The sequence below is a fragment of the Paenibacillus qinlingensis genome (assembly GCF_031455095.1).
Lineage (GTDB): Bacteria > Bacillota > Bacilli > Paenibacillales > NBRC-103111 > Paenibacillus_E > Paenibacillus_E qinlingensis_A.
Window position 1 is genome coordinate 90,536 of sequence record NZ_JAVDSB010000020.1, and the last position, 21,283, is coordinate 111,818.

Consider the following 21,283-nt stretch of genomic DNA (forward strand, 5'->3'; position numbering starts at 1 on the left):
AAGAGAGCGGAGGTGAATTGTGATGTAAGTAAGAAGTGTTGTCGCTCTAGCAAGGTCAATGTAATGATGATTTGCAGGTCTTTCAAATGAAAGCGTTAACAAACCATGAAATTCATTTAAATGTAAAACACTTTATTTTTAGGAGGTAACTAATGAAAAGAATCAATCGTACACTTCTCTGCCTCGTAATCGCATTTTTAGCATTGACACAGGGACTTATCTTAACAGCATCGGCAAGTGTTACCATGCAGATCATTTCCCCTTATGCATCAGGGCAGGCAGGTACTTCTTGGTTTCCTATGCAAAATGCTTTTGAAGGGCCACCCACTTTGAATGGAAGTGGAAATCCTGTAGGCGGAACAAGCACGACGGATGCCCCCTATTATGTAAACGGTTATGGTTATATTGATTTTGGACCTAATTGGTCTAATACAAGAATATCATCAACATGGACGCAATACAGGCAATATACCAGTGGGAACCAGACGCCTTATGCTGGGCTTTGGTGGGACGATGATATCGACACCGTCAATGATAGCGGTTTGAACGAAACCCGGATAAACTTCAACAGTGCTCAGAATCTTGCATCCGTAGGAACCACAGAGCCCTGGATTAAGGATAGCGATGTCAGTAGTAACGCTGTTATTCCTCTGGGAAGGTATCTCATTTTGCATGCTCCGGCCACGATGACAAGACAGGCAAAAGAATATGCCATAGTTGGATGGATTGATGTACCTGTGACAGGAATAACCGTTACAGGGGCAGGTGGTGCAACAACAATAAGCACACAAGGTGGCACATTGCAAATGAATGCAAATGTAACACCAGCAAATGCTTCTAATAATACAGTCACATGGTCTGTTGTGGGCGGGACTGGAAGTGCGACTATAAGTTCAAGCGGCCTTCTTACCGCAGTTTCCAACGGAACTGTTACTGCAAGGGCAACAGCTCAAGATGGTTCTGGTGTGACTGGTTCTCTGACAGTGACAATCAGTGGTCAAGGCGTAAGTTACACTCAATTCACATTGCCTGTCCAAGGCGCGAGTATAATTTATTATCCGGATATTCAAGCGTCTTTTCCTCAGGTAAACTGGCAGACCGTTGACCGGCTTTATATACCAGCAGGGAATTATACACAACTGCAGCTTGGAAATCTGCCCCAAAGAAGTGCGAGTGATCCTTTGATCATTACAAATTATGGAGGACAAGTAAAAGTTGGAGGTGTAGGCGCTAATTATACCGCAAAACTCTTGGGCGGTTCGAACTGGATTTTTACAGGGAAATATGATTCTGTCCTTCAGACAGGAAACGTGAACTATCCTGGTCATTTGAATGGAAATTATACGAACTCTTCAGGTGATTACGGAATTGAAATTACAAATAACCCAAACATAGCTCATGGAATGGAAGTTTTAAATACATCAGGAAATACAAATATTGTATCGAATTATGAGCTTTCATTCATTGAGATTTCTAATGTCGGATTTGCAGGTCTTGTCCTTAAAACAGATGGTGCGTCTAATATCGTGGATGGCGTCAAGGTTCATGATATGTATATCCATGATGTTGGAGCGGAAGGCATGTATATCGGTTATACTTTGGCAGTTAATGGCCAGAATAAATTCACCAATCTCGAAATTTACAACAACAGAGTTTTACGTACAGGTGCTGAGGGCATACAATTATCCAATATGGGTAATGGCGTCAATGTTCATCACAATACGGTTGTCATGACCGCGATGGATTGGAAAGATCCTTTTGCTGCGAATCAGGAGGGGAACTTGCAATATTACCAAAGAGACGGTAGTGCTTCCATCCATGACAATATCTTTATCGGCGGCGGCGAAATTATGTTTAACTATAAAACTTATGCAGCTACCACAGATGTGCTTAATTCAAATGACCAAGTGTATGTGTATAATAACTATTTCGCACAGGCAAGAAGTTATTTTGGATTTATCAATCAGGATGCTTCCAATCAGGTTACCAAACTGAGATTTGAAAACAACGTTATCAGATCCATTGTTTTCACTTGGAATGAAGTACATCCCACAGCAACAGCCAGAAACATCCTATTTTATACCAGCGCCAACACGGCTAATCCTCTCATCTTCAACAATAATACCAGGGATGGCAGTCAAGCATTCATTGATGTACTTGGAGCAAACAATGGTACCAACAGCCATATAACCGCATCAGGAAATACCACTGCTGCAACTATTTCTCCTGTCCAATTTAAAGATCCAAATTTTCCGGCTAATTTTGACTGGAGCTTGGTTGAATTATGGGATGATTATTCGCAATGGTGGAACATCGCTATCTATTATCAATTCGGAGATTATGTCTATCAAAACGGTAATCTGTACAAATGCATCCAAGCAGGCACGCATACTGGCATCAACCCATCCACATCGCCAAGTACTTGGCAACTGCAAACACCGATGACAGATGATTTCAGGCTGCACGCCTCATCTCCGTATCAGAGCATGGGACTTCTGGATAAATAGTCGTAACAAAAAAACCTGCCCCTTCCAAGAGGGCAGGTTCTTCGCATTCATTTAGTCAGCAATTAGCGAAGATGCGCCGAAAATTTGCTGGAGCATACCCGTAGCAGCGCCTTGTAGGGCTCCCTTTTCCCCGTAGGATGCGGCGGCAAAACGATCTTCCGTGAACGCGATCGGGAACGGAAATAAAGCAAGTTCAGCATGAAGCTCGCGGATGAATCGGGGGCTGTCATTCATCCAGCCTTCAATGACCAGAAATTCAGGACTCAGCAGATTGATTGCGGAAGCAACCATCATCGTCATGGTGGTCAGCACTTTTGCAAATACCGGTTGAAGCCACGCTTCACCTTGTTCGTAGGCAGTAATGACATCCTCCATCGAATTCGGCACAGGTTGTTCGGCAACCCGGGCTGCCGCTTGGCACTTGTCCAAGAGGTACGGTGTTGTGAGAACCGTCTCGATGCAGCCATGCCTGCCGCACAAGCACAATGCCCCGTTCGATTCAACGGGAATGTGGCCAATTTCACCGGCAGCTCCCAGAAAGCCTGAATATATTTCACCATTCAGAATAATACCCGACCCGATCCCCTCATGAATGGTGATATAGAGCATGCTTCGCTTATTTTTCCCGACACCTGAGTAATATTCGGCAAATGCGGCTGCATTCGAATCATTCATCACGCGAATCGGAATGTCCGGATAGTTCGCCTTGAGCTGCTCTTTTATGTTAAGATTCGCCAGTTTCAGATGGTTGGAGTAGACAATCGTCGCTCCCTTCTCATCAATAATGCCTGGAGCTGCAATACCAACACCCATAATCGTACCGGAATCGAGCATGCTCTGCTGATCCAGACAGCTTTGAAGGGCAATCCTTATCTGCTCTGCGACAGCTTCATTCCCGGAAGCAATTTTCGCTTTGAATTCAGCGATGCATTCCCCGTGCAGGTTAAGCACAGCGCTGATGAGATAGTTGCTGCCCAGCGATATGCCGACCACATAGCCTCCGTCTTTATTGATTTGCAGCGCGATAGCCTTGCGTCCTGCTCCAACGGATGGTCTTTCGCCCGTCTCGGTCACAATGCCCTGGGCTATCAGATCCTCAACCAGCGCAGAAACGGTCGTCGCACTGAGCTTCGTTACCGTTGAAATTTCAGCGCGTGAGAGTTTGCCTTCTCGATGAAGCAAGTTCAATACGGACGCCGTATTGATTTCTTTCATGAGCTGCAAATTACCTTTAATTGCTTTCATAAGTATCCCTTCTGCCTTCCTAGCTCTTCTTCCTACATTATAACAAAAATAATGCTTAGACATTAGTCATGCGAGCCATTCTAATTTGGACTCCAACAATGCAGCTCCGCAAATGCTCGCATGGCATAATCCGATGTGGAACACATCAGTACCTTGCTGGCCTCCTGCGGCAAAAGCGCAGCATCATACGGATTGCGCAGTACGATGGCGAGCAGCGGCTTTGTTTTTGCAATCCGCCGAGCTAACTGAAGCTGTCCCTCATAAATATGCGCATTAATCGTTCCTAACATCACAACATCGTAACGCGTAATCTCCGCCATCATTGCTTCAATCTCGTCCTCGCTTGGCTGCATGGACGTATAGACGGTCTTCACGTGGATGTTGCGTTCCTGCAACTTCGCCCCGAGTATCAGTTCACTGACAGCGGCATTATCTGCAATGGTTAGCTGTTCCTGTCTTGGAACCAAAAGCACATACTTCGTAGACGGAGATAACGGCAGCAGTGCAGCTGGATCCCGCTCAACGACGATTGTTGCTTTGGCAATCGCCAGCGCCTCTGCCTCCCATGTCTCCATAGGAAGCGGCTGCGCCTTTTCACGGTACAGGCCAAAATTGTTTTTGAGCCGCTCAATCCGGACCAAGGAAGCATCAATTTGCGATTCGGCAATCTCTCCAGCTCTCACCGCTTGGACAATGCCATTCATGACTCTCTGTTGAAAATCCGGGGTATGGCACATAAGAATCATGTCATTCCCCGCTTGAATCGCCAATCTGCCGACTTCCTCAGGCTCGAAATTGTTTTTGATTGCGCCCATCTCCACATCGTCCGTGCAAATAACGCCTTCATAGCCAAGCTGCTCCCTCAGCAAATTCGTCACGAAATACTTGCTTAGAGATGCAGGAAGTCCCTCAGACTCCGGGATGTTTGGAAAAATGAGATGAGCCAGCATGATCGAATCCACTTGCGCTTCAATCGCCCTTTGAAAAGGGATCAACGGTCCCGTCAATAGATCCTCCACCGTGAGCTCGCACTCCGGCAGCACATAATGCGAGTCACCGCTGACCTGCCCGTGGCCTGGAAAATGCTTCGCCGTGGACGCAATCCCTGCGCTATGCAGCCCTTGAATGTAAGCCTCCCCAAATGCTGCGACAAGCTGCGGATCTTCACCAAACGCGCGGACACCAATGACCGGATTGTCGATGTTCGTATTCACATCCAGGACAGGAGCCCAATTCATCGGAATACCGAGTTCATGCAACTGACTGCCAACCAATCTTCCAAGCGCATAAGCAGCTTGTGGATCTTCCCTTAACGCAACAGCTCGATTCCCAGGGATATAAGGGAAAAATTCCTTAAAATTCGACAAGCTCCCTGCTTCCTCATCGATCGACATATAAAAGGGTACTCCGCCCCGATTCTGGCCTGCCGCTTCACGCACCTCTTGCAGCAGCTTCTTCGTATAAGCATACGACCCAATATCATGCGGAAAAATGCCGACGCCGCCAATCTGTCCCAGCCTGCTCTTGTCTTCGGACGGCGGCGTCTGCTTCGCAAGTCCGAGCACACACATTTCGGCCACTTTCTCTTCTAGCGATAAGTTACTGATGCTCATGATGATTGGTTCAAAATGGTGGTTTGTCATAGGTTCAAATCCTCATACTTCTTATTTTTTAGCTTTATCCAGTACGGCTTGAGCGGCTTTATCTCCTTCGGTCAACAGCTTGTTGATGTCGATTTTGCCAGACAAATAGTCTTTAATGATAGGATCAACAGCCCCCATCCACTCTTCCCATACCACGTTGTCGCCTAAGTCACCCGCATATTTCATATTATCTAAGAAAACTTTGATATGTTCTGGCGCTCCTTTGTGATCGGCAATGGCAGCTTGAGCTACCTTCTTATTCGCCGTAATGCCTTCAGCAAGTGTCGAATTCAACTTTTGCGCATCTTCACCCAGGAAGTATTTCATAAACTCCCAACCCGCTTGCTTCTCCGCCTCAGTAGCTTTCGCGTTCATCACCCACGTATTGGCAACGAATGCGCTGTAATTCACGCCGCCAGTCGGACTTTTTGGCACAACGGCAACATCATACTTCACACCTTCTTTGTCGTTGGTCAATCTTCTGGCGTAGTTATCGTAGAACATCGCAACGATTTTGCGCGACATCCATGTATAGTACTTATTACTGATTTCGCCTTCTTGATCCTTCAAACCAGGCGTCAAGCTTTCATCCCAAAATTTCTTCATATATTCGAAGGCTTCTTTTACTTTAGGATCACTTACCATCGTGCTTTTCGTACGTTCCTTGTTCAGCATATCTCCGCCAAATTGACGTACAACCGTGTACCAGCCATAGCGGATATGCTGTGGAAGGCCGATACCGAACTGTTTGCTGTTCTTGTCGGTCAACTTCTTCGCCGCTTGATAGACATCGTCAGTTGTCCAATTATCGTTCGGGTAAGCAACCCCGGCTTTATCAAACATCTCTTTATTATAGTAGAGAGCATTTACCTGAATCGCCTGTGGAACGCCAAAGATTTTACCTTGCGGCGTCTTAATCGCATCAAACCCGTAGTAATCGTCCAGCTTGATGTCCTTCGTATAAGTGGTTAAGTCCTGAATCGTTTTTTCCGTCGAATATTGAGGTATGTAAGGGCCATCCAGCAAAAATACAGTCGGTCCCTGCCCTGCCGCAAGGTCCACTTTCAGATTGTCATAGTGTGTCTGCCAGTCGGTGGCGATTTCTTCGACCGTAATGCTCTTGTTGGTCTCCATGAACTTCTTGATGATGTTCCCCATCGTAGCGCGTGCCGTTTCATCGGAGTAATACGCGACTTTGATTTTAACAGGCTTCGATGACGCAGCACTTGCTGAGCTCGATGCCTCAGGACTAGCAACAGATCCACTGTTCGAGCTGCAACCGGACAATAAAATGGATGAAGAAATGACGGCCGTTAAGGATGTTAACATGACTTTTTTCAAGAAAAAATCCCCCCATACTCAATATTGTTGTGTTTACATATATAAAAGGATGCTATCCTTTCACACCGGAAGAAGTCAGACTCTTTGTAAAATACTTTTGGGCAAAAATAAACAATAGGATGACGGGAATGACGAGCAAAACATCCCCCGCCATTTCGAGTTCAGGACGAGCATTATACTGACCTGTGGAAATATCCTTGATTCTCAACACCATCGTCCATAAATCTTTATTTTTGCCAATAAAAATCATCGGGTACAGCAGCTCAGCCCACTTTTCCTGGAATGTGAGAACCGCAAGGGTAATCATGGGGGAGGCGACGATGGGCAAATGGATTTTGGCGTAAATGGCGAACCATCCCGCCCCATCCATCTTGGCTGCTTCATCAAACTCTTTCGAGATCGACCGGTAATACTGCCTCATCAATACGATCCCAAAGGCTCCTCCAAAAAAGGAAGGTACGATAAGCGGCAAATGCGTACCGATCCAACCAAGATCCTTGAAGATGATAAACTGCGGAATCATGGTTACTTGAGCCGGTAAGAACATCGAGATAACAGCAAATCCGAATATGAAATTTTTCCCTGGGAAATCGATGCGGGCAATCGCAAAAGCGACCAGGCTGCACGAAATGACCATGCCAACAACGGATAGCACCGTGATTTTCACGGTATTGAACACGTACAGCAAGAAGGTTGGCCCCTGTTTGGGAAATATCAATTCCTTATAGTTGCTCCATTGAAGCTTGGCAGGCATCCAGTTAAAGGAATTGTAGAACTCCGCATTTGTTTTTAGCGATGCGAGGATGAGCCATATGAAAGGAAGCACCATACTCGCTGCTCCTAGCAACAGGATAATGGTAGAGACGATGCCCCAAACCGAATTTTTGGTGGATCCTTCGGCCTTTTTACTGTTTAATACGGTGGTGTCCAGTACTGCGTTATTTGCCATCATCTTGTCTCCTATTCTTCATAATGCACCCATGTTTTCTGGAGTTTAAGAATGACCAGTGTAATCAGGATTAAGCAGATGAAGACCACCCAAGCAATCAGCGAGGCATACCCCATATCCAGAAAGCGGAACGCTTTTTCGTACAGATAGACCATGAGATGCGACTTCGAATACATGTTGCTGCGGTTATACACCATCACAAAATGCTGATCAAATGTTCGGAAAGCATCGGAGATCGCCATGATTAGCACGAGGAAAATAGTTGGAGAAAGCAGCGGAGCCGTTATATTTCGCAGCCGCTGCCAGCTGTTCACCCCATCGATTTCTGCGGCTTCGTACAACGTCTCAGGAATGTTATTGAGCCCTATGTAATAGATGAACATGGCATAACCCAAGCCTTTCCATACGCCTACCGCTGCGAGCGTCGGAATAATCGTTGCCGAATCTACCTGGAGAAATGCCACCTTAGACATGCCTAGCAGCGATAAAAGTTGATTGACAATGCCGATGTCAGGGCTGAGCAGCCAAATCCACACCATACCGATAATGAACCAGGATGGGATGGCCGGAAAATAATAAACGGCGCGAAGCACGCTAGCAAATTTCCCTTTGATGTAACTACCTGAGCTGTAAAGCAGCACAGCGAATATCAATGGGATTATGACCTGCATAGGTACATATAGAAGCGCAAACATCCATGTGTTTTTAAATGCAATCCAGAACTGCTTGTCGTCCATCAGTTGTTGGAAGTTAGCCAATCCGGTGAAGGTTGGCGCTGAAATGACCTTGAATCTTGTAAAGGAATAATACAAGGACATGCCTGCTGGAATCAGGAAGAGTACGAACGCCCCTATCAAATAAGGAAGCGTGAAAGCGTAACCAATCGCATAGTCAGTATATTTTCTTTTCACGTTATGCCCCCGTTTCCATTAATTTGTTCACTGGACTAATTATTTTGATTATATGCCTGAATTACGATTTACGTCAATAATTAATATAATAATTGAATTCGAATTGTTTATTTTCACAGAAATTGACTGATTTATTGGTAATTTAATTAATCCACTGTACAAATTAATTGTTTAGAAGATATATTGATCATTTAACTCATTATAGCAAAAAAGCCCAAGCCGCGATTCTCGCGCGAGCTTGAGCTTTTGTTTTGTTGTTCCTTTGGATACTACTTTAATTACTCAACTGTTACGCTTTTGGCAAGGTTCCTTGGCTTATCAACGTCATTCCCACGCGCCAACGACGCATAGTAAGACAACAACTGCAAAGGAATCACGGACAACGCAGGTGTCAACAAATCCAACGTTTTCGGAATAATAAATGTGCTGTCTACCGACTTCTGCAGCTCCGTTTCACCTTCCACAGCAATACCCAGCACATTCGCGCCGCGCGCTTTCACTTCTTTAATGTTGCTCACCGTTTTCTCAAGCAGCTCATGCTGCGTCGCTAATGCGATTACCGGGATATCATCCTCAATCAACGCAAGCGTACCATGCTTCAACTCACCCGCTGCATACGCCTCAGAGTGAATGTAAGAGATCTCTTTCAGCTTCAATGAGCCTTCCAGCGCGACTGCATAATCTAAGCCTCTGCCGATAAAGAACAGATTATCATGTTTCGTCATCTCTTCAGCAACAACCTTCAACGCATCCGCTTGCTCTAGGATCTCGCTAACCTGTTCAGGCAACGCCTTCATAGCCGTAATGACTTCTTCGATTTCCTCAGGTGTTTGCGTGCCCAACGTTTGCGCTAAGTGCAAGCCTAAGAGATAAAACGCAATCAATTGCGAAGTGTACGCCTTCGTCGAAGCTACCGCAATTTCCGGTCCTGCCCATGTTGTAATGATATCGTTCGCCTCACGCGCAACGGAGCTGCCTACAACATTCGTAATCGCTAACACGTGTGCACCGCAACGTTTTGCTTCACGCAGTGCTGCTAACGTATCCGCCGTTTCACCGGATTGGCTCACGACAATCACAAGCGTATCCTTTGTGATAATCGGGGAACGATAACGATATTCAGACGCTACATCCGTTTCCACCGGAATACGCGCCATTTTCTCAATCACATATTTCCCTACCATACCTGCGTGGAATGCAGTTCCGCAAGCGACGATATGCACGCGGCTGATATTACGAATAGCCTCTGGCGTAATCGTAAGCTCGTTCAACGTCACACTCTTACCGTCAGGTGAAATACGACTTCCCATCGTATCGCGGTATGCTTTCGGTTGGTCATAGATTTCTTTCAACATGAAATGATCGAATCCGGCTTTTTCCGCCGTAACAATGTCCCAATCGACATGGAACATTTCCCTGGAAATAAAATTCCCCTCTAAAGTCATTAATTCGACAGAATCCCGCGTCAATAACGCCATTTCGCCATCATTTAGAATAAACACATTGCGTGTATACTCTAGAATCGCTGGGATGTCTGAACCAATAAAGTTTTCACCTTCGCCGATACCAATGATCAATGGGCTAGCCTGACGCACAGCAACAAGACGGTCCGGTTCGAACTCTGTCAAAACACCAAGTGCAAACGCACCTGTCATGTGCTTCACGGCCTTTTGAACAGCTTTGAGGATATCTCCCTCATACAAACTCGCGACCAAATGCGAAATAACTTCTGTATCCGTTTCCGATACGAACACATGCCCTTTCGCGATTAACTCTTCTTTCAGCGTAATATAATTCTCAATAATCCCGTTATGAACAACGGAGAATTTCAAAGAATTATCGGTGTGTGGATGCGAATTCACGTCCGAAGGCTTACCATGTGTAGCCCAACGAGTGTGCCCGATGCCAACGCTTCCGTTCAATGGCGTTTCACCAAGCTTTGACTCCAGGTTCGCAATACGGCCTTTGGCCTTCTTAATTTGCAAGCCATCCGCCGTATACACCGCTACCCCAGCAGAATCATAGCCTCGATACTCTAACTTTTTAAGGCCATCCAATAAAATCTCCTGAGAATTACGCTTTCCAATATAACCAACAATACCGCACATAGTTACAACCTCCATATTTTTATAAGCCGCATCGTAAAGGGCTGTTTGTCAAGGATCTGAATTCACAATCAAACATAACTAAATAAACCATCTATAAGGGCGTTCTTTACGTGTATATTCAAAATAAAGCTAATAGATGTTGGATACTTGTCTGCTCGGTCGCCCAAACGATTTTGCTCTCCAACTTAACGGCACTCCTCGTGCCGGAAGGTCCCCGCCGAATGTTTCGAACACCTTCACCTCGTCAACTCACCGCGTAGTAGTAGCTGTAAAGCCTACATGTCCGTCCCGCTTATGAGTTCTGGCGCTATTTGTTACCAATAACCTCTACCCTGCCTTTCCTTCTTGAGTAACTTCATCATATGCATTTTAACTTGGCATTGCAACTTGTTTTTGGCATGCCGGGTCCCCCATCTCGCCATTTTCTAGCAAAATGGGGGACTAGCACCCTATGATTAGACCAATTGCTCTTGAATGACCTTCGCAATATCGTGCACATATGCTTCTACTTGCTCTTTATCTGGGCCTTCCGCCATAACACGAATCAAAGACTCCGTACCTGATGGTCGAACCAATACACGGCCGTTATCGCCGAGCTCATCTTCTACCTTACGGATTGCTTCTTCAATGACCGCGTTATCCTTCAGCTTACTTTTATCCGCTACTCGAATGTTAACAAGCAATTGCGGGAATTTACGCATAATTCCTTTCAAATCACTGAGCTTACGCCCCGATTCAACTAGCGTATTGACCAATTGTAGAGCTGTTAGAATCCCATCACCCGTGGAGATGTAATCCAAGAAGATCACATGACCAGATTGCTCGCCACCAAGGTTGTAGCCGCCTTTACGCATTTCTTCCATCACGTAGCGATCGCCTACAGCTGTTTGCAGAGCCTTCAAGCCCGCTTTTTCAATGCCTTTGAAAAAGCCAATATTCGCCATCACCGTCGTCACAATGGTGCCGTGGTTCAGCTTACCTTTGCGATTCAGCGCATCGCCAAGAATACTCAAGATGAAGTCGCCGTCGACTTCATCGCCTTTCTCATCGATCGCGATCAGACGATCCGCGTCGCCGTCAAAAGCAAGCCCGATGGCTGCGCCATGCTTAACCACCTCGGCGCGAAGCTTCTCAGGGTGGGTGGATCCGCAATCATCGTTGATGTTGCGCCCATTCGGCTCTGCGCCGATGGTGATCACTTCCGCTCCCAGCTCGCGGAAAATCAAAGGCGCCAGCTCATAGGCGGAGCCATTCGCACAGTCAAGCACAACCTTGACGCCGGCGAAAGACGCGGACACCGTCTCCTTCAAGAACGCCAGATAGAGGTGCTTCGCATCCATCTGGTCCAAAACCGTGCCAATCTCGCCGCCTACAGGGCGAGGCAATTCATCCACAGCTGCATCAAGCAGCTGTTCAATCTCAAGCTCCGTCTCATCCAACAGCTTGAAGCCGTCGCCGCCAAAGAACTTAATCCCGTTATCCTCAACTGGATTATGGGAAGCAGAGATCATTACGCCTGCGTCTGCGCCTAGCTTTTTCGTCAAATAAGCAACCGCTGGCGTACTCACTACCCCAATACGAATCACCTCAACGCCAATCGATAACAGGCCAGCTACAAGGGACGCCTCAAGCATTGGACCCGAAATGCGTGTATCTCTCCCGATCACGACTTTCGGATGCTTTGCCTGTCTGGTTAACACATACCCGCCGCAGCGTCCTACCTTATATGCCAATTCTGGTGTGAGTTCGCCATTGGCGACACCGCGCACACCATCTGTACCAAAATATTTCCCCATTTTCGTATTCTCCTCTTTCTCTATTCCCCATTATGGATTTGTTGCTTTAACATTTTTCTCACTGATTTCAACGATCGCCTTCACATCTTGTGGAAGCCCCAGCTTCACGAAGGTCGGCATATTTAAAGTTACTTTCAATTCATGTTTGCCAGGTGGTAAATTACTAACATCTAGTATCGCTTGAATGTCTTGAACTTTCAATTGGTCAATGATGGCAGGAGCACCCTCTACCGTAATATTCAAGGTAGCCGTAGCAGGCTGCGTTACTTTGGTTTCGTAATTTTCATTGGGGCCAATAATCGTAATCGGTACATTCTCTACAGCTTTCGTTATCGAAGGCACAACTTCAACGTGGACCGTCACCTTCGCAGGATCTAATTGTGTTACTTTATTCCTGAGAGGAATGTCCAGTGCAAAATCCTTCGTTTCTTTCAAATCTTGCAGATTTAGCTGTGGACCTTGGTAAAATTCCAGACGATCTACGACATCTTGAGCTCCGTATACTGTGACTTTATCAGGCGTTTGTGTAATCATCGCGATACCAAAACCTGCAGGCGGTTCACCGGTTACTTTGATCTGCAACGGAATCGTTTGGAACGGGCTTGTGATCGGCACCTCTACATCGACAACCGAAGGGTTAATGTTCAGCGTAACTTCTTTGCCCTCTTTATCAAAAGCCTGCAATCTAACCTGCTTCGTTACCGCTGATTGTGCCTTATCCACAGAGACTTCGCCGCGGACATTTTCAATCTGATCAAGTTTACTCGTCTGCGCCGTAATGTACACCTTACCAGGCTTCACAATAGGTTGTCCCGCTTTGAGGCCTGCTGCAGGCGTTCCTTTGACATTAATGACCACAGGTACCTCTTTCATCTGCAACTCTTCTATCATGACGTGGACGGTCCTAGGAACGATCTCCACATCGATATCTGAAGGAATCCCTACAGGTGCAAGCGTAACTTGATGATCACCTTTGCCTACCTGCGTCAAATCAAGCTGAATCTGATACGTGTTGCTTGCTGTCACTTTTTTGACAGAAGATTCCTTACCACGCAAGATCACTTGAACATTCGCTGGCGACATCGACGATATGTAATAATGTGTTTCATCATATTTTGTTGTAATGGAGACATTATTGATCGTTTCCACACGTTCACGCAAAGGTGAATTCCCCGAAATATTGGTCTCTTCCATGTGAACAACAACCCATAGTAGAACCCCAATGACTAGGGCTACAATCCGGACAACATTCGTGTTACGTAACCATTTATCCATTCGAACGCCCCCTCCATTTCAAGAAAGGGTTCTTTTCTTTTGCCTTTGTCTTGGGCTTTAACTCTTCAAACAGCTTAGATATCAGCGATTCCTCTTTAATATCTCGCACAATATGTCCATTCATCGTGAGTGAAATTTGACCTGTCTCCTCCGAAACAATGACACACATTGCATCCGAAACCTCACTCATTCCGATTGCTGCACGATGCCGCGTTCCCAATTCCTTCGAGATGAACGGATTTTCAGACAGGGGTAAATAACAACCCGCCGCCATCAACTGCCCTTGTCGAATAATAACCGCGCCATCATGAAGAGGGGTATTGGGGATGAAAATATTTATTAACAGCTCTCCGCTGATTTTGCTCTCTATCGCAATACCGGATTCTACATAGTCTGTAAGTCCAGTGTCTTTCTCAAAAACAATTAATGCCCCGATCTTACGCTTAGCCAAATAATTCGCAGCCCGAATCACTTCGCTGATTCGTTTGGTCACATCTTGATCCTCTTCTGAAGAAGATCTGCTGCTGAATAGCTTTCCTCGACCTAACTGCTCTAGAGCTCGTCTTAGCTCAGGTTGAAAAATAATAATAACCCCAAGCACCCCGAACGTAAATGCTTGATTCATCATCCATTGGAGCGTACTTAATTGGAACCAAATACTAATGACCCATGTAATGACAACTACGAGGATACCCTTCATCAGCTGAATGGCCCTTGTTCCGCGCACCAATAGGATCAATTTATAAATCACATAGCTAACGATGAGTATATCGACGATATCCTTAGCCGAAATGCTCGTGAGTAAATCCATTGTATTCTCCCCCAGGCGACTTAACAAAGTTCTCTCTATAAAAGGATCATATCATAAACCTAGGTATACTTCTATTTATCTAGACTCATCGTACAAGAATTGGTTCATTTTTCCTATATAAAAATAAAAAAAGTCCCCTATAGTCTCCGCTATAAGGGACGTTCCGTTAAGGCGTGATTTTTCCTACGAATTCACCTAATTTGTACCAGACCCAGCTCAATGCTTCATCGACTTGTTTGACTTCCCCTGATATATGTGCCGTTGAGGCTAGATTGACTGAACCATCGATCACGACGACATTCCCCGTTACATCGCCTTCAACCTTTAGTTCGCCGCGTTTCACCACAAGATCACCATTCACAGTATGTCCCTGCGGTACAATCACCGTATCCCCTTGAATCACGACGTCCTGTAGGTTACTCCCCTGCACCATAAGATTCTGATCGTCATCCCACATAGATATGAAGCTACCGAACATAACGGCTCCAAAAACAACAGCAACTGAAACAGCAGGATGTCTGCGTACCCAGTCAGTCCAGGTATTCTTCTTTTTCGTTGGTGGTAATCCGCTCATAATCTGTGCAGTTAAGTTATCAGGTATTTTGATGGAGGGCAGCATTCTAACCAAAGCATCCGTTTTCTCTAGTTGCTTGAAAGAATTATTACACGCCTGACAGGCGATCAAATGTTCTTTCAATTGTAGAGCTTCCGTCTTTGGTAAATCACCGTCGAGGTATTCATGTATGAGCGGGAGGGCTTCCTTACAATTCACGTTACAGCCACCCCTTTCTTAGACTTTTGCATGTTGTGATATACCATACGTTTCGATTTCAAATATGTTTCAAATTCGAACAGGATTTGTACTAACAACTTGTTCCTCCTGCTCTAGCCTTTTCCGTAAGTACTCTCGTCCCCTGTGAACACGCGTCTTAATGGTCGTCACGGGCATATCGAGAACATCGCTTATTTCTTGCAGGGACATATCATGCAAGTATCTGAGAATGACAACCGATTTATATTTCTCAGGCAGCGTTTCAATCGCTCGGTGAATTTGTGCCTGCGTTTCCGATACGATCAATTGCTTTTCCGGTGTGTCCTCATTGCTTGGGAGCATCGCGTAGTAATCATTGCCTTCACCATCAGTCATTTCTGCATCCAGCGAGTATGTCATCTTTCTTCGTCTCAGCTTATCAATACATAAGTTTGTCCCTATCCGAAAAATCCATGTCGAAAACTTCTGATTCTCATCATATCGATGCAAATTCGTATACACGCGCAAGAACGTTTCTTGCACAGCATCTTCGGCTTCTTGCTTATTATTCAGCATGCGGTAAGCCAAATGAAAGATCTTGTCTTTATAGAGCTCCACGAGCTCTGCAAAAGCATTACGATCCCCATTACTGGCCAGCCTAGCCAGTCGTGCTTCAACAAAGTTCAATTGGTTTTCCTCCGGCTTCTCGACAATTCAACTACCCTTTAGTGAACATTCAAATCCCTCTACTACTTATATACGCAGAAATTACGATTTGTTTTCAGAAATTATAATTCCGCCTAGAATTAAGGCCATGCCTCCCCATTGTAACCCACTAATTGGCTCCCCAATAAGCAGCGCAGCAGCGAGAATAGCCACAGGCAACTCCACAGAACCAAGCATAGCAGCCAGCGTACTACCGATCTTAGGAATACCGATGTTAAAGGATACCGTAGGTATCGCTTGGCCTAGCAAGCCTAATAACAACCCCCATAGCAACAGCATACCACCATTTTCGTGAACAAACACGGTCGGCGGGTACAAAACATACATAACCGGCAACGCAGCTGTAAGCATAATCGCGGAATTCATGAGCGGAGGCAGTGTACTCACCACTTGTCCCGTGAAGAACAGAAAAATACTATAAGCTAACGCGGATAGAAGTCCAAATAGTATACCCAGAATGCTGAGCTCTCCCCAGTCGGTATTGAACACATTCACAGCGAGCAGTGTCCCTGCCAAAATGAGTACAATTGCTATCCCTTCCATTTTTTTAGGCAATCTGCGCTTCACGATACAATCCATAGCGATTGTCATCCACGTAAATTGAAAAAGAAGAATAATGCACAGCGAGGCATCGAGCTCCTCCAACGCAATATTATACATGACTGTCGTTAACGACAGTCCAAAAATCCCAATCAACCCAAGCTTAATCCAAGGTCCCTGGAATGGATTTACCCACGATTTTTTGTGAAAAAGAATCAAGACCCAGACCAATAGTGTACCCATCGTCATCTGCGCAGGTGTAATTTGTCCTTCTGTATAACCTTGATCATAGGCCATTTTGATAAACGAAGAAAGCAAGCCGTAGCTTGAAGCTCCAATAAGAACAAGAACGATCGCCAACCAACGCCCCATGCTGCCGCGCACCTCCTGACTTGGGCAATTCCCATACTTACAGGAAAAGCCGAGCTGCCTGCATTGCTGCAAGCCCCCGACTTTATCATCCTGTTACTTTGCTATGTTGTTATTGGATCAGCCCGTATTGCGAAGCCCCGCGGCAATCCCGTTGATGGTAAGTAACACTTCACGAAGAAGAATCGCATCATCTTCATTGTTCTCTCTTAGTGCGCGTAGCTCAGTAAGCAGTTCAACCTGCATATAACTTAGCGGATCCACGTAAGGGTTACGTAATTTAATAGATTCTTGAATGACAGGAACATTATCCAGAATCTCTTGCTGACCTGTAATTTGCAAAATAATCGAGGACGTCAATTCATACTCGTCTTTGATTAGATTATAAATACGATCTGCAATCGCAGATTCTTTGACTAAGCTGCCGTATTCCTTCGCAATTAGAAGATCTGCTTTCGCTAACGCCATTTGCAGATTATCAATCATTGTACGGAAGAAGGACCAATCCTCATACATTTCTTTGAGGACCGCTAGGTTGCTCTCATTGCCTTGTGCGAAGCTTTGTAAGCCAGTTCCTGCTGCGTACCAGGCTGGTAACAGATATCTTGTCTGCGTCCATGAGAATACCCATGGAATCGCACGCAAATCTTCGAACTTATCACTATTCTTACGCTTCGATGGACGGGAACCGATATTCAGCTCACCAATCTCCGGAAGCGGTGTGGATTCTTTGAAGAACGTTAAGAAGTCTTCGTCTCTGAAAATAAGATCTTGATACTTCGTTTGAGCTTGTTCCGAAATCCCACGCATAATGTTCTCCCACTTGTCTTCTAGCGGGTGTCTTTGCGGAGAGCGGGACAGCTTTGAAGCTGTAATTAACGCAAATGTTGCCTGCTCCAAACTACGGTAAGCAATTCCTTGTAGGGAATAACGGGAAGATAGTACTTCACCTTGCTCTGTAATTTTGATGCCGCCACCTAGCGTTTCAACAGGTTGTGCAAGAATGCTTCGGTTTAGTGGCATACCACCGCGTCCTAATGCGCCGCCACGACCATGGAAGAACTTCAGCTTCACGCCGAATTTCTTAGCAGCCTCAGTGATATCTTGCAGCGCCATGCGAAGCTCCCAGTTCGCTGTAATCACACCGCCATCTTTATTACTGTCGGAGTAGCCCAACATAATTTCGTGCAGCGGGTTTTCAGGATCTAGGCTTGCCCGGTAAGCAGGGATCGCTAGCAACGTGCTCATGATACCAGGAGCCGCGTGCAGGTCGTCAATCGTTTCGAACAGTGGAACTGACTGAACCGTACTTGTTACCGTACCGTCGCTCTCTCTGCGGTATAGGCCCGCCTCTTTGGCAAACACAACAACCTCAAGCATGTCACTTGCGCCCTGCGTCATCGAGATGAGGTAACTGTTGATACAGTTGCGTCCGAACTCTTTTTGCGCTTTCCCAACCGTACGATAAACATCTAAACATTCCTTCGTACCATCGGAGTAGTCCAAATACGTTGAAGTGATCGGACGTGGATCATTCAGCACATTCGTCAGAAGAGTGATCTTCTCTTCCTCAGATAGCTTGCTGTAATCTGGCGTAATGCCCATTTTCGCCAAAATTTCGGTCATCGCATTCTCGTGCTCTTTACTATGCTGTCTGATGTCCAGAGCAGCTAAGTGAAAGCCGAACAGCTCAACTTGACGAATTAGCTTCTTAATGTATTTATCAGCCACATAGTCTGCAAAGTGCGCACGCAAACTTGTATCCATCACTTGCAAATCTTGAATAAACTCTTCCGGACTATTGTACTTCTGGGAAGAAGGTACATTCACAGTGCCCGTGTTGTGAATTTTCTCAATCATATAGGTCGTCTTGATGCGATATGGCTCTTTCTCATTGCGCCATACATCTTGAACATTCCCCATCGCTTCACGGTCACATTGGATAGACGCGATAAGAGCATCGCTCACATTCACAATGTTCTTGCTGAAACTCATATGAGCCAAAGATTCTCTCAGAATCTCCTCATACTTTTGCAAAGCCAATTGACGGTGCAAACCAAGGGTTTCCCATGTTACATTCGCTCTAACTGAAGGATTTCCGTCACGGTCTCCACCGATCCAAGAACCAAATTTCAAGAAGGACGGCACATGCCATTTATCTTCTGGGTAATATTTATTTAAGCAACGTTCAAGCTCATGATACACTTCTGGCAGTACATCGAATAGCGTCTCATCAAAATAGTACAGCCCGTTACGCACTTCATCGATTACCGTTGGTTTCCGATCACGCAGCTCATCGGTTTGCCACAGATTAAGTACTTCTCCTAACAGCTTCTCACGTAATTGCTGGCGTTCACGGTACGTTAGGTTAGGGTTGTCCAGCTTCATCATATCATCCGAAATACGCAGATTAATATCAAGCACAGCACGACGCATAGCTTCTGTTGGATGTGCTGTCATAACGAGTTCTAGCGAGATCGCTTTAAGAATCTCTTGTACCTCTGCGTAAGGAATATGCGTATTCTTCAGCTCTTGCACAATGCTCTCTATAGAACCTGGTTGTACAGATTCACCAGAGGAGCGCTCGTAATCACGCTTACGACGAATTCGATGGTTTTGTTCAGCAATATTAACTAGTTGGAAGTATATAGCGAAAGCTCGTATCACTTGATGACGAATTTCTGGATCTAGTGAAGATATCGTTTTCTTAAATTCATCGTAGATCTCAATGACATAGTGTGCTCTTAACGACTTACTCATTTCACGAATTCTCTCGACAACATCCAGCAGATCATTCCCGCCTTGATGTACAAGAACTTCACCTAGTATGTGCCCAAGAAAACGAATATCTCTACGCAGCAGGTTATTCGTACTTTGTTTTTGTTGGACGATCTCACTCTCTACCATTACTCTCCACCTCATCTATTCACTATGATGCATTAATGCTTCTCTCTGCAAAAGCTAGTCGCTATAAAAACTCATTTCAGAATATTTTACCACAATCTCTCCGCTACACATAGTATTAAAATAAAAAAACCGTACGTTTTACGGTGGTAATTAATGTATTGATAAGATTCTACTAGTCTGTCCTAACTAAATAACCCCTATGAGTAGGCCATTTACAGCATATATAATTAAACTGTAAATATAAAGAAAAAGCCACCCGAAGGTGGCTCAGTCTTTGTTAAGCGGGCGGCGGGAATCGAACCCGCGCGATCAGCTTGGAAGGCTGAAGTTCTACCATTAAACTACGCCCGCGTAGTTTAGAAAATGATCGGGATGACACGATTTGAACATGCGACCCCCTGCTCCCAAAGCAGGTGCTCTACCAAGCTGAGCTACATCCCGATACCTTATAACTTATAATGAAGAATGGCGCGCCCTGAGAGATTCGAACTCCCGACCTTTTGATTCGTAGTCAAATACTCTATCCAGCTGAGCTAAGGGCGCATAAACAATTGGAGCGGAAGACGGGGATCGAACCCGCGACCCTCGCCTTGGCAAGGCGATGCTCTACCGCTGAGCCACTTCCGCAGGGTACCTCATTTGCATAAATGCAAGTGAGGATTTAATGCGCGTAGAGGGACTTGAACCCCCACGGTCACCCGCTAGATCCTAAGTCTAGTGCGTCTGCCAATTCCGCCATACGCGCATATAGGCAATAAATCTGAGAGACTTTAGTCTACGCCTAAAGATCCCTATGAATAAAAATGGTGAGTCATGTAGGATTCGAACCTACGACACCCTGATTAAAAGTCAGGTGCTCTACCAACTGAGCTAATGACTCAAAAATGGCTGGGGATCAAGGATTTGAACCTTGGCATGACGGAGTCAAAGTCCGTTGCCTTACCGCTTGGCTAATCCCCAATAAAGACATGCCGTCGAGAGGACTTGAACCCCCAACCTACTGATTACAAGTCAGTTGCTCTACCAGTTGAGCTACAACGGCATATAAAGTTAATGGTGGAGGCTGACGGGATCGAACCGCCGACCCTCTGCTTGTAAGGCAGATGCTCTCCCAGCTGAGCTAAGCCTCCATGGGACTTAAAAATGGTGACCCGTAGGGGACTCGAACCCCTGTTACCTCCGTGAAAGGGAGGTGTCTTAACCACTTGACCAACGGGCCTTACTAAAAATTACTGGAGCTTCCAACCGGAATCGAACCGGTGACCTCATCCTTACCATGGATGCACTCTACCGACTGAGCTATGGAAGCAATGGCTCCCCGAACAGGACTCGAACCTGTGACAACTCGATTAACAGTCGAGTGCTCTACCAACTGAGCTATCAGGGAATGCAGAGAGACTTTTG

General features: G+C 45.7%; 14 protein-coding genes and 12 tRNA genes. 1 reads left to right on the top strand and 25 read right to left on the bottom strand.

The features are described 5' to 3' along the window. Positions 1–152 precede the first annotated feature (152 nt). Positions 153–2,507: an Ig-like domain-containing protein gene (locus tag J2736_RS30070; RefSeq protein WP_310502272.1), complete on the top strand. Its 2,355-nt coding sequence runs from the start codon at positions 153–155 to the stop codon at positions 2,505–2,507. A gap of 51 nt (positions 2,508–2,558) precedes the next feature. Here J2736_RS30070 and J2736_RS30075 read toward each other — a convergent pair whose 3' ends face one another. The 25 genes from J2736_RS30075 to J2736_RS30195 all read right to left on the bottom strand — a co-directional run bounded on the left by J2736_RS30075 (position 2,559) and on the right by J2736_RS30195 (position 21,266). After that, on the bottom strand, positions 2,559–3,752 hold the full coding sequence (locus tag J2736_RS30075; RefSeq protein WP_310502273.1) for an ROK family transcriptional regulator: 1,194 nt from the start codon (positions 3,750–3,752) through the stop codon (positions 2,559–2,561). A gap of 80 nt (positions 3,753–3,832) precedes the next feature. Beyond that, positions 3,833–5,395 (bottom strand): glycoside hydrolase family 3 protein, encoded by a 1,563-nt coding sequence (locus tag J2736_RS30080; protein ID WP_310502274.1) that lies wholly within the window; start codon positions 5,393–5,395, stop codon positions 3,833–3,835. A 21-nt stretch (positions 5,396–5,416) separates the two neighbouring features. Next, a complete protein-coding gene (locus tag J2736_RS30085) occupies positions 5,417–6,736 on the bottom strand; it encodes an ABC transporter substrate-binding protein (protein WP_310502275.1) in 1,320 nt (439 codons plus the stop codon). A 52-nt stretch (positions 6,737–6,788) separates the two neighbouring features. Beyond that, positions 6,789–7,688, bottom strand: a complete 900-nt coding sequence (locus tag J2736_RS30090; protein WP_310502276.1) for a carbohydrate ABC transporter permease — start codon at positions 7,686–7,688, stop codon at positions 6,789–6,791. An 8-nt stretch (positions 7,689–7,696) separates the two neighbouring features. Beyond that, positions 7,697–8,596 carry a carbohydrate ABC transporter permease gene (locus tag J2736_RS30095; RefSeq protein ID WP_310502277.1) on the bottom strand — a complete coding sequence of 300 codons (900 nt, stop codon included), beginning with the start codon at positions 8,594–8,596 and terminating at the stop codon, positions 7,697–7,699. A 278-nt stretch (positions 8,597–8,874) separates the two neighbouring features. Next, positions 8,875–10,704 carry a glutamine--fructose-6-phosphate transaminase (isomerizing) gene (gene glmS, locus J2736_RS30100; RefSeq protein ID WP_310502278.1) on the bottom strand — a complete coding sequence of 610 codons (1,830 nt, stop codon included), beginning with the start codon at positions 10,702–10,704 and terminating at the stop codon, positions 8,875–8,877. Between the two features lie 455 nt (positions 10,705–11,159). Further along, positions 11,160–12,500 carry a phosphoglucosamine mutase gene (gene glmM, locus J2736_RS30105; RefSeq protein WP_310502279.1) on the bottom strand — a complete coding sequence of 447 codons (1,341 nt, stop codon included), beginning with the start codon at positions 12,498–12,500 and terminating at the stop codon, positions 11,160–11,162. A 30-nt stretch (positions 12,501–12,530) separates the two neighbouring features. Further along, on the bottom strand, positions 12,531–13,775 hold the full coding sequence (locus tag J2736_RS30110; RefSeq protein WP_310502280.1) for a CdaR family protein: 1,245 nt from the start codon (positions 13,773–13,775) through the stop codon (positions 12,531–12,533). After that, a complete protein-coding gene (cdaA, locus tag J2736_RS30115) occupies positions 13,768–14,586 on the bottom strand; it encodes a diadenylate cyclase CdaA (RefSeq protein WP_310502281.1) in 819 nt (272 codons plus the stop codon). Before cdaA ends, J2736_RS30110 begins: the two co-directional genes overlap by 8 nt. A 166-nt stretch (positions 14,587–14,752) precedes the next feature. After that, positions 14,753–15,358, bottom strand: coding sequence for a zf-HC2 domain-containing protein (locus J2736_RS30120; protein ID WP_310502282.1), 606 nt, complete (start codon positions 15,356–15,358; stop codon positions 14,753–14,755). Between the two features lie 69 nt (positions 15,359–15,427). After that, entirely contained in the window at positions 15,428–16,024 is a 597-nt protein-coding gene (sigW, locus tag J2736_RS30125) for an RNA polymerase sigma factor SigW (RefSeq protein WP_310502283.1), read from the bottom strand. A gap of 81 nt (positions 16,025–16,105) precedes the next feature. Next, complete coding sequence (locus tag J2736_RS30130; protein WP_310502284.1) at positions 16,106–16,975, bottom strand: DMT family transporter; 870 nt, start codon at positions 16,973–16,975, stop codon at positions 16,106–16,108. 117 nt (positions 16,976–17,092) lie between these two features. Continuing rightward, positions 17,093–19,879, bottom strand: coding sequence for a phosphoenolpyruvate carboxylase (gene ppc, locus J2736_RS30135; protein WP_310502285.1), 2,787 nt, complete (start codon positions 19,877–19,879; stop codon positions 17,093–17,095). Positions 19,880–20,159: 280 nt separating this feature from the next. Continuing rightward, positions 20,160–20,230, bottom strand: a tRNA-Gly gene (locus tag J2736_RS30140). Between the two features lie 16 nt (positions 20,231–20,246). Beyond that, positions 20,247–20,320, bottom strand: a tRNA-Pro gene (locus tag J2736_RS30145). A 25-nt stretch (positions 20,321–20,345) separates the two neighbouring features. After that, positions 20,346–20,422 (bottom strand) — tRNA-Arg (locus tag J2736_RS30150). A 9-nt stretch (positions 20,423–20,431) separates the two neighbouring features. Next, a tRNA-Gly gene (locus J2736_RS30155) sits at positions 20,432–20,506 on the bottom strand. 38 nt (positions 20,507–20,544) lie between these two features. Beyond that, positions 20,545–20,624, bottom strand: a tRNA-Leu gene (locus tag J2736_RS30160). A gap of 59 nt (positions 20,625–20,683) precedes the next feature. Continuing rightward, positions 20,684–20,759, bottom strand: a tRNA-Lys gene (locus J2736_RS30165). A gap of 5 nt (positions 20,760–20,764) precedes the next feature. Beyond that, positions 20,765–20,839, bottom strand: a tRNA-Gln gene (locus tag J2736_RS30170). A gap of 9 nt (positions 20,840–20,848) precedes the next feature. Continuing rightward, a tRNA-Thr gene (locus J2736_RS30175) sits at positions 20,849–20,921 on the bottom strand. A gap of 12 nt (positions 20,922–20,933) precedes the next feature. Continuing rightward, positions 20,934–21,009: transfer RNA gene (locus J2736_RS30180), tRNA-Val, on the bottom strand. 14 nt (positions 21,010–21,023) lie between these two features. Continuing rightward, positions 21,024–21,098, bottom strand: a tRNA-Glu gene (locus tag J2736_RS30185). A 14-nt stretch (positions 21,099–21,112) separates the two neighbouring features. After that, positions 21,113–21,188 (bottom strand) — tRNA-Thr (locus J2736_RS30190). A 2-nt stretch (positions 21,189–21,190) separates the two neighbouring features. After that, a tRNA-Asn gene (locus J2736_RS30195) sits at positions 21,191–21,266 on the bottom strand. Between the last annotated feature and the right edge of the window lie 17 nt (positions 21,267–21,283).

Coding starts and splice junctions, on each gene's coding strand:
- cdaA (WP_310502281.1), bottom strand. CDS start 14,586: ATGGATTTACTCACGAGCATTTCGGCTAAGGATATCGTCGATATACTC.
- J2736_RS30130 (WP_310502284.1), bottom strand. CDS start 16,975: ATGGGGCGTTGGTTGGCGATCGTTCTTGTTCTTATTGGAGCTTCAAGC.
- ppc (WP_310502285.1), bottom strand. CDS start 19,879: ATGGTAGAGAGTGAGATCGTCCAACAAAAACAAAGTACGAATAACCTG.
- J2736_RS30075 (WP_310502273.1), bottom strand. CDS start 3,752: ATGAAAGCAATTAAAGGTAATTTGCAGCTCATGAAAGAAATCAATACG.
- J2736_RS30110 (WP_310502280.1), bottom strand. CDS start 13,775: ATGGATAAATGGTTACGTAACACGAATGTTGTCCGGATTGTAGCCCTA.
- glmM (WP_310502279.1), bottom strand. CDS start 12,500: ATGGGGAAATATTTTGGTACAGATGGTGTGCGCGGTGTCGCCAATGGC.
- J2736_RS30080 (WP_310502274.1), bottom strand. CDS start 5,395: ATGACAAACCACCATTTTGAACCAATCATCATGAGCATCAGTAACTTA.
- J2736_RS30070 (WP_310502272.1), top strand. CDS start 153: ATGAAAAGAATCAATCGTACACTTCTCTGCCTCGTAATCGCATTTTTA.
- J2736_RS30090 (WP_310502276.1), bottom strand. CDS start 7,688: ATGATGGCAAATAACGCAGTACTGGACACCACCGTATTAAACAGTAAA.
- glmS (WP_310502278.1), bottom strand. CDS start 10,704: ATGTGCGGTATTGTTGGTTATATTGGAAAGCGTAATTCTCAGGAGATT.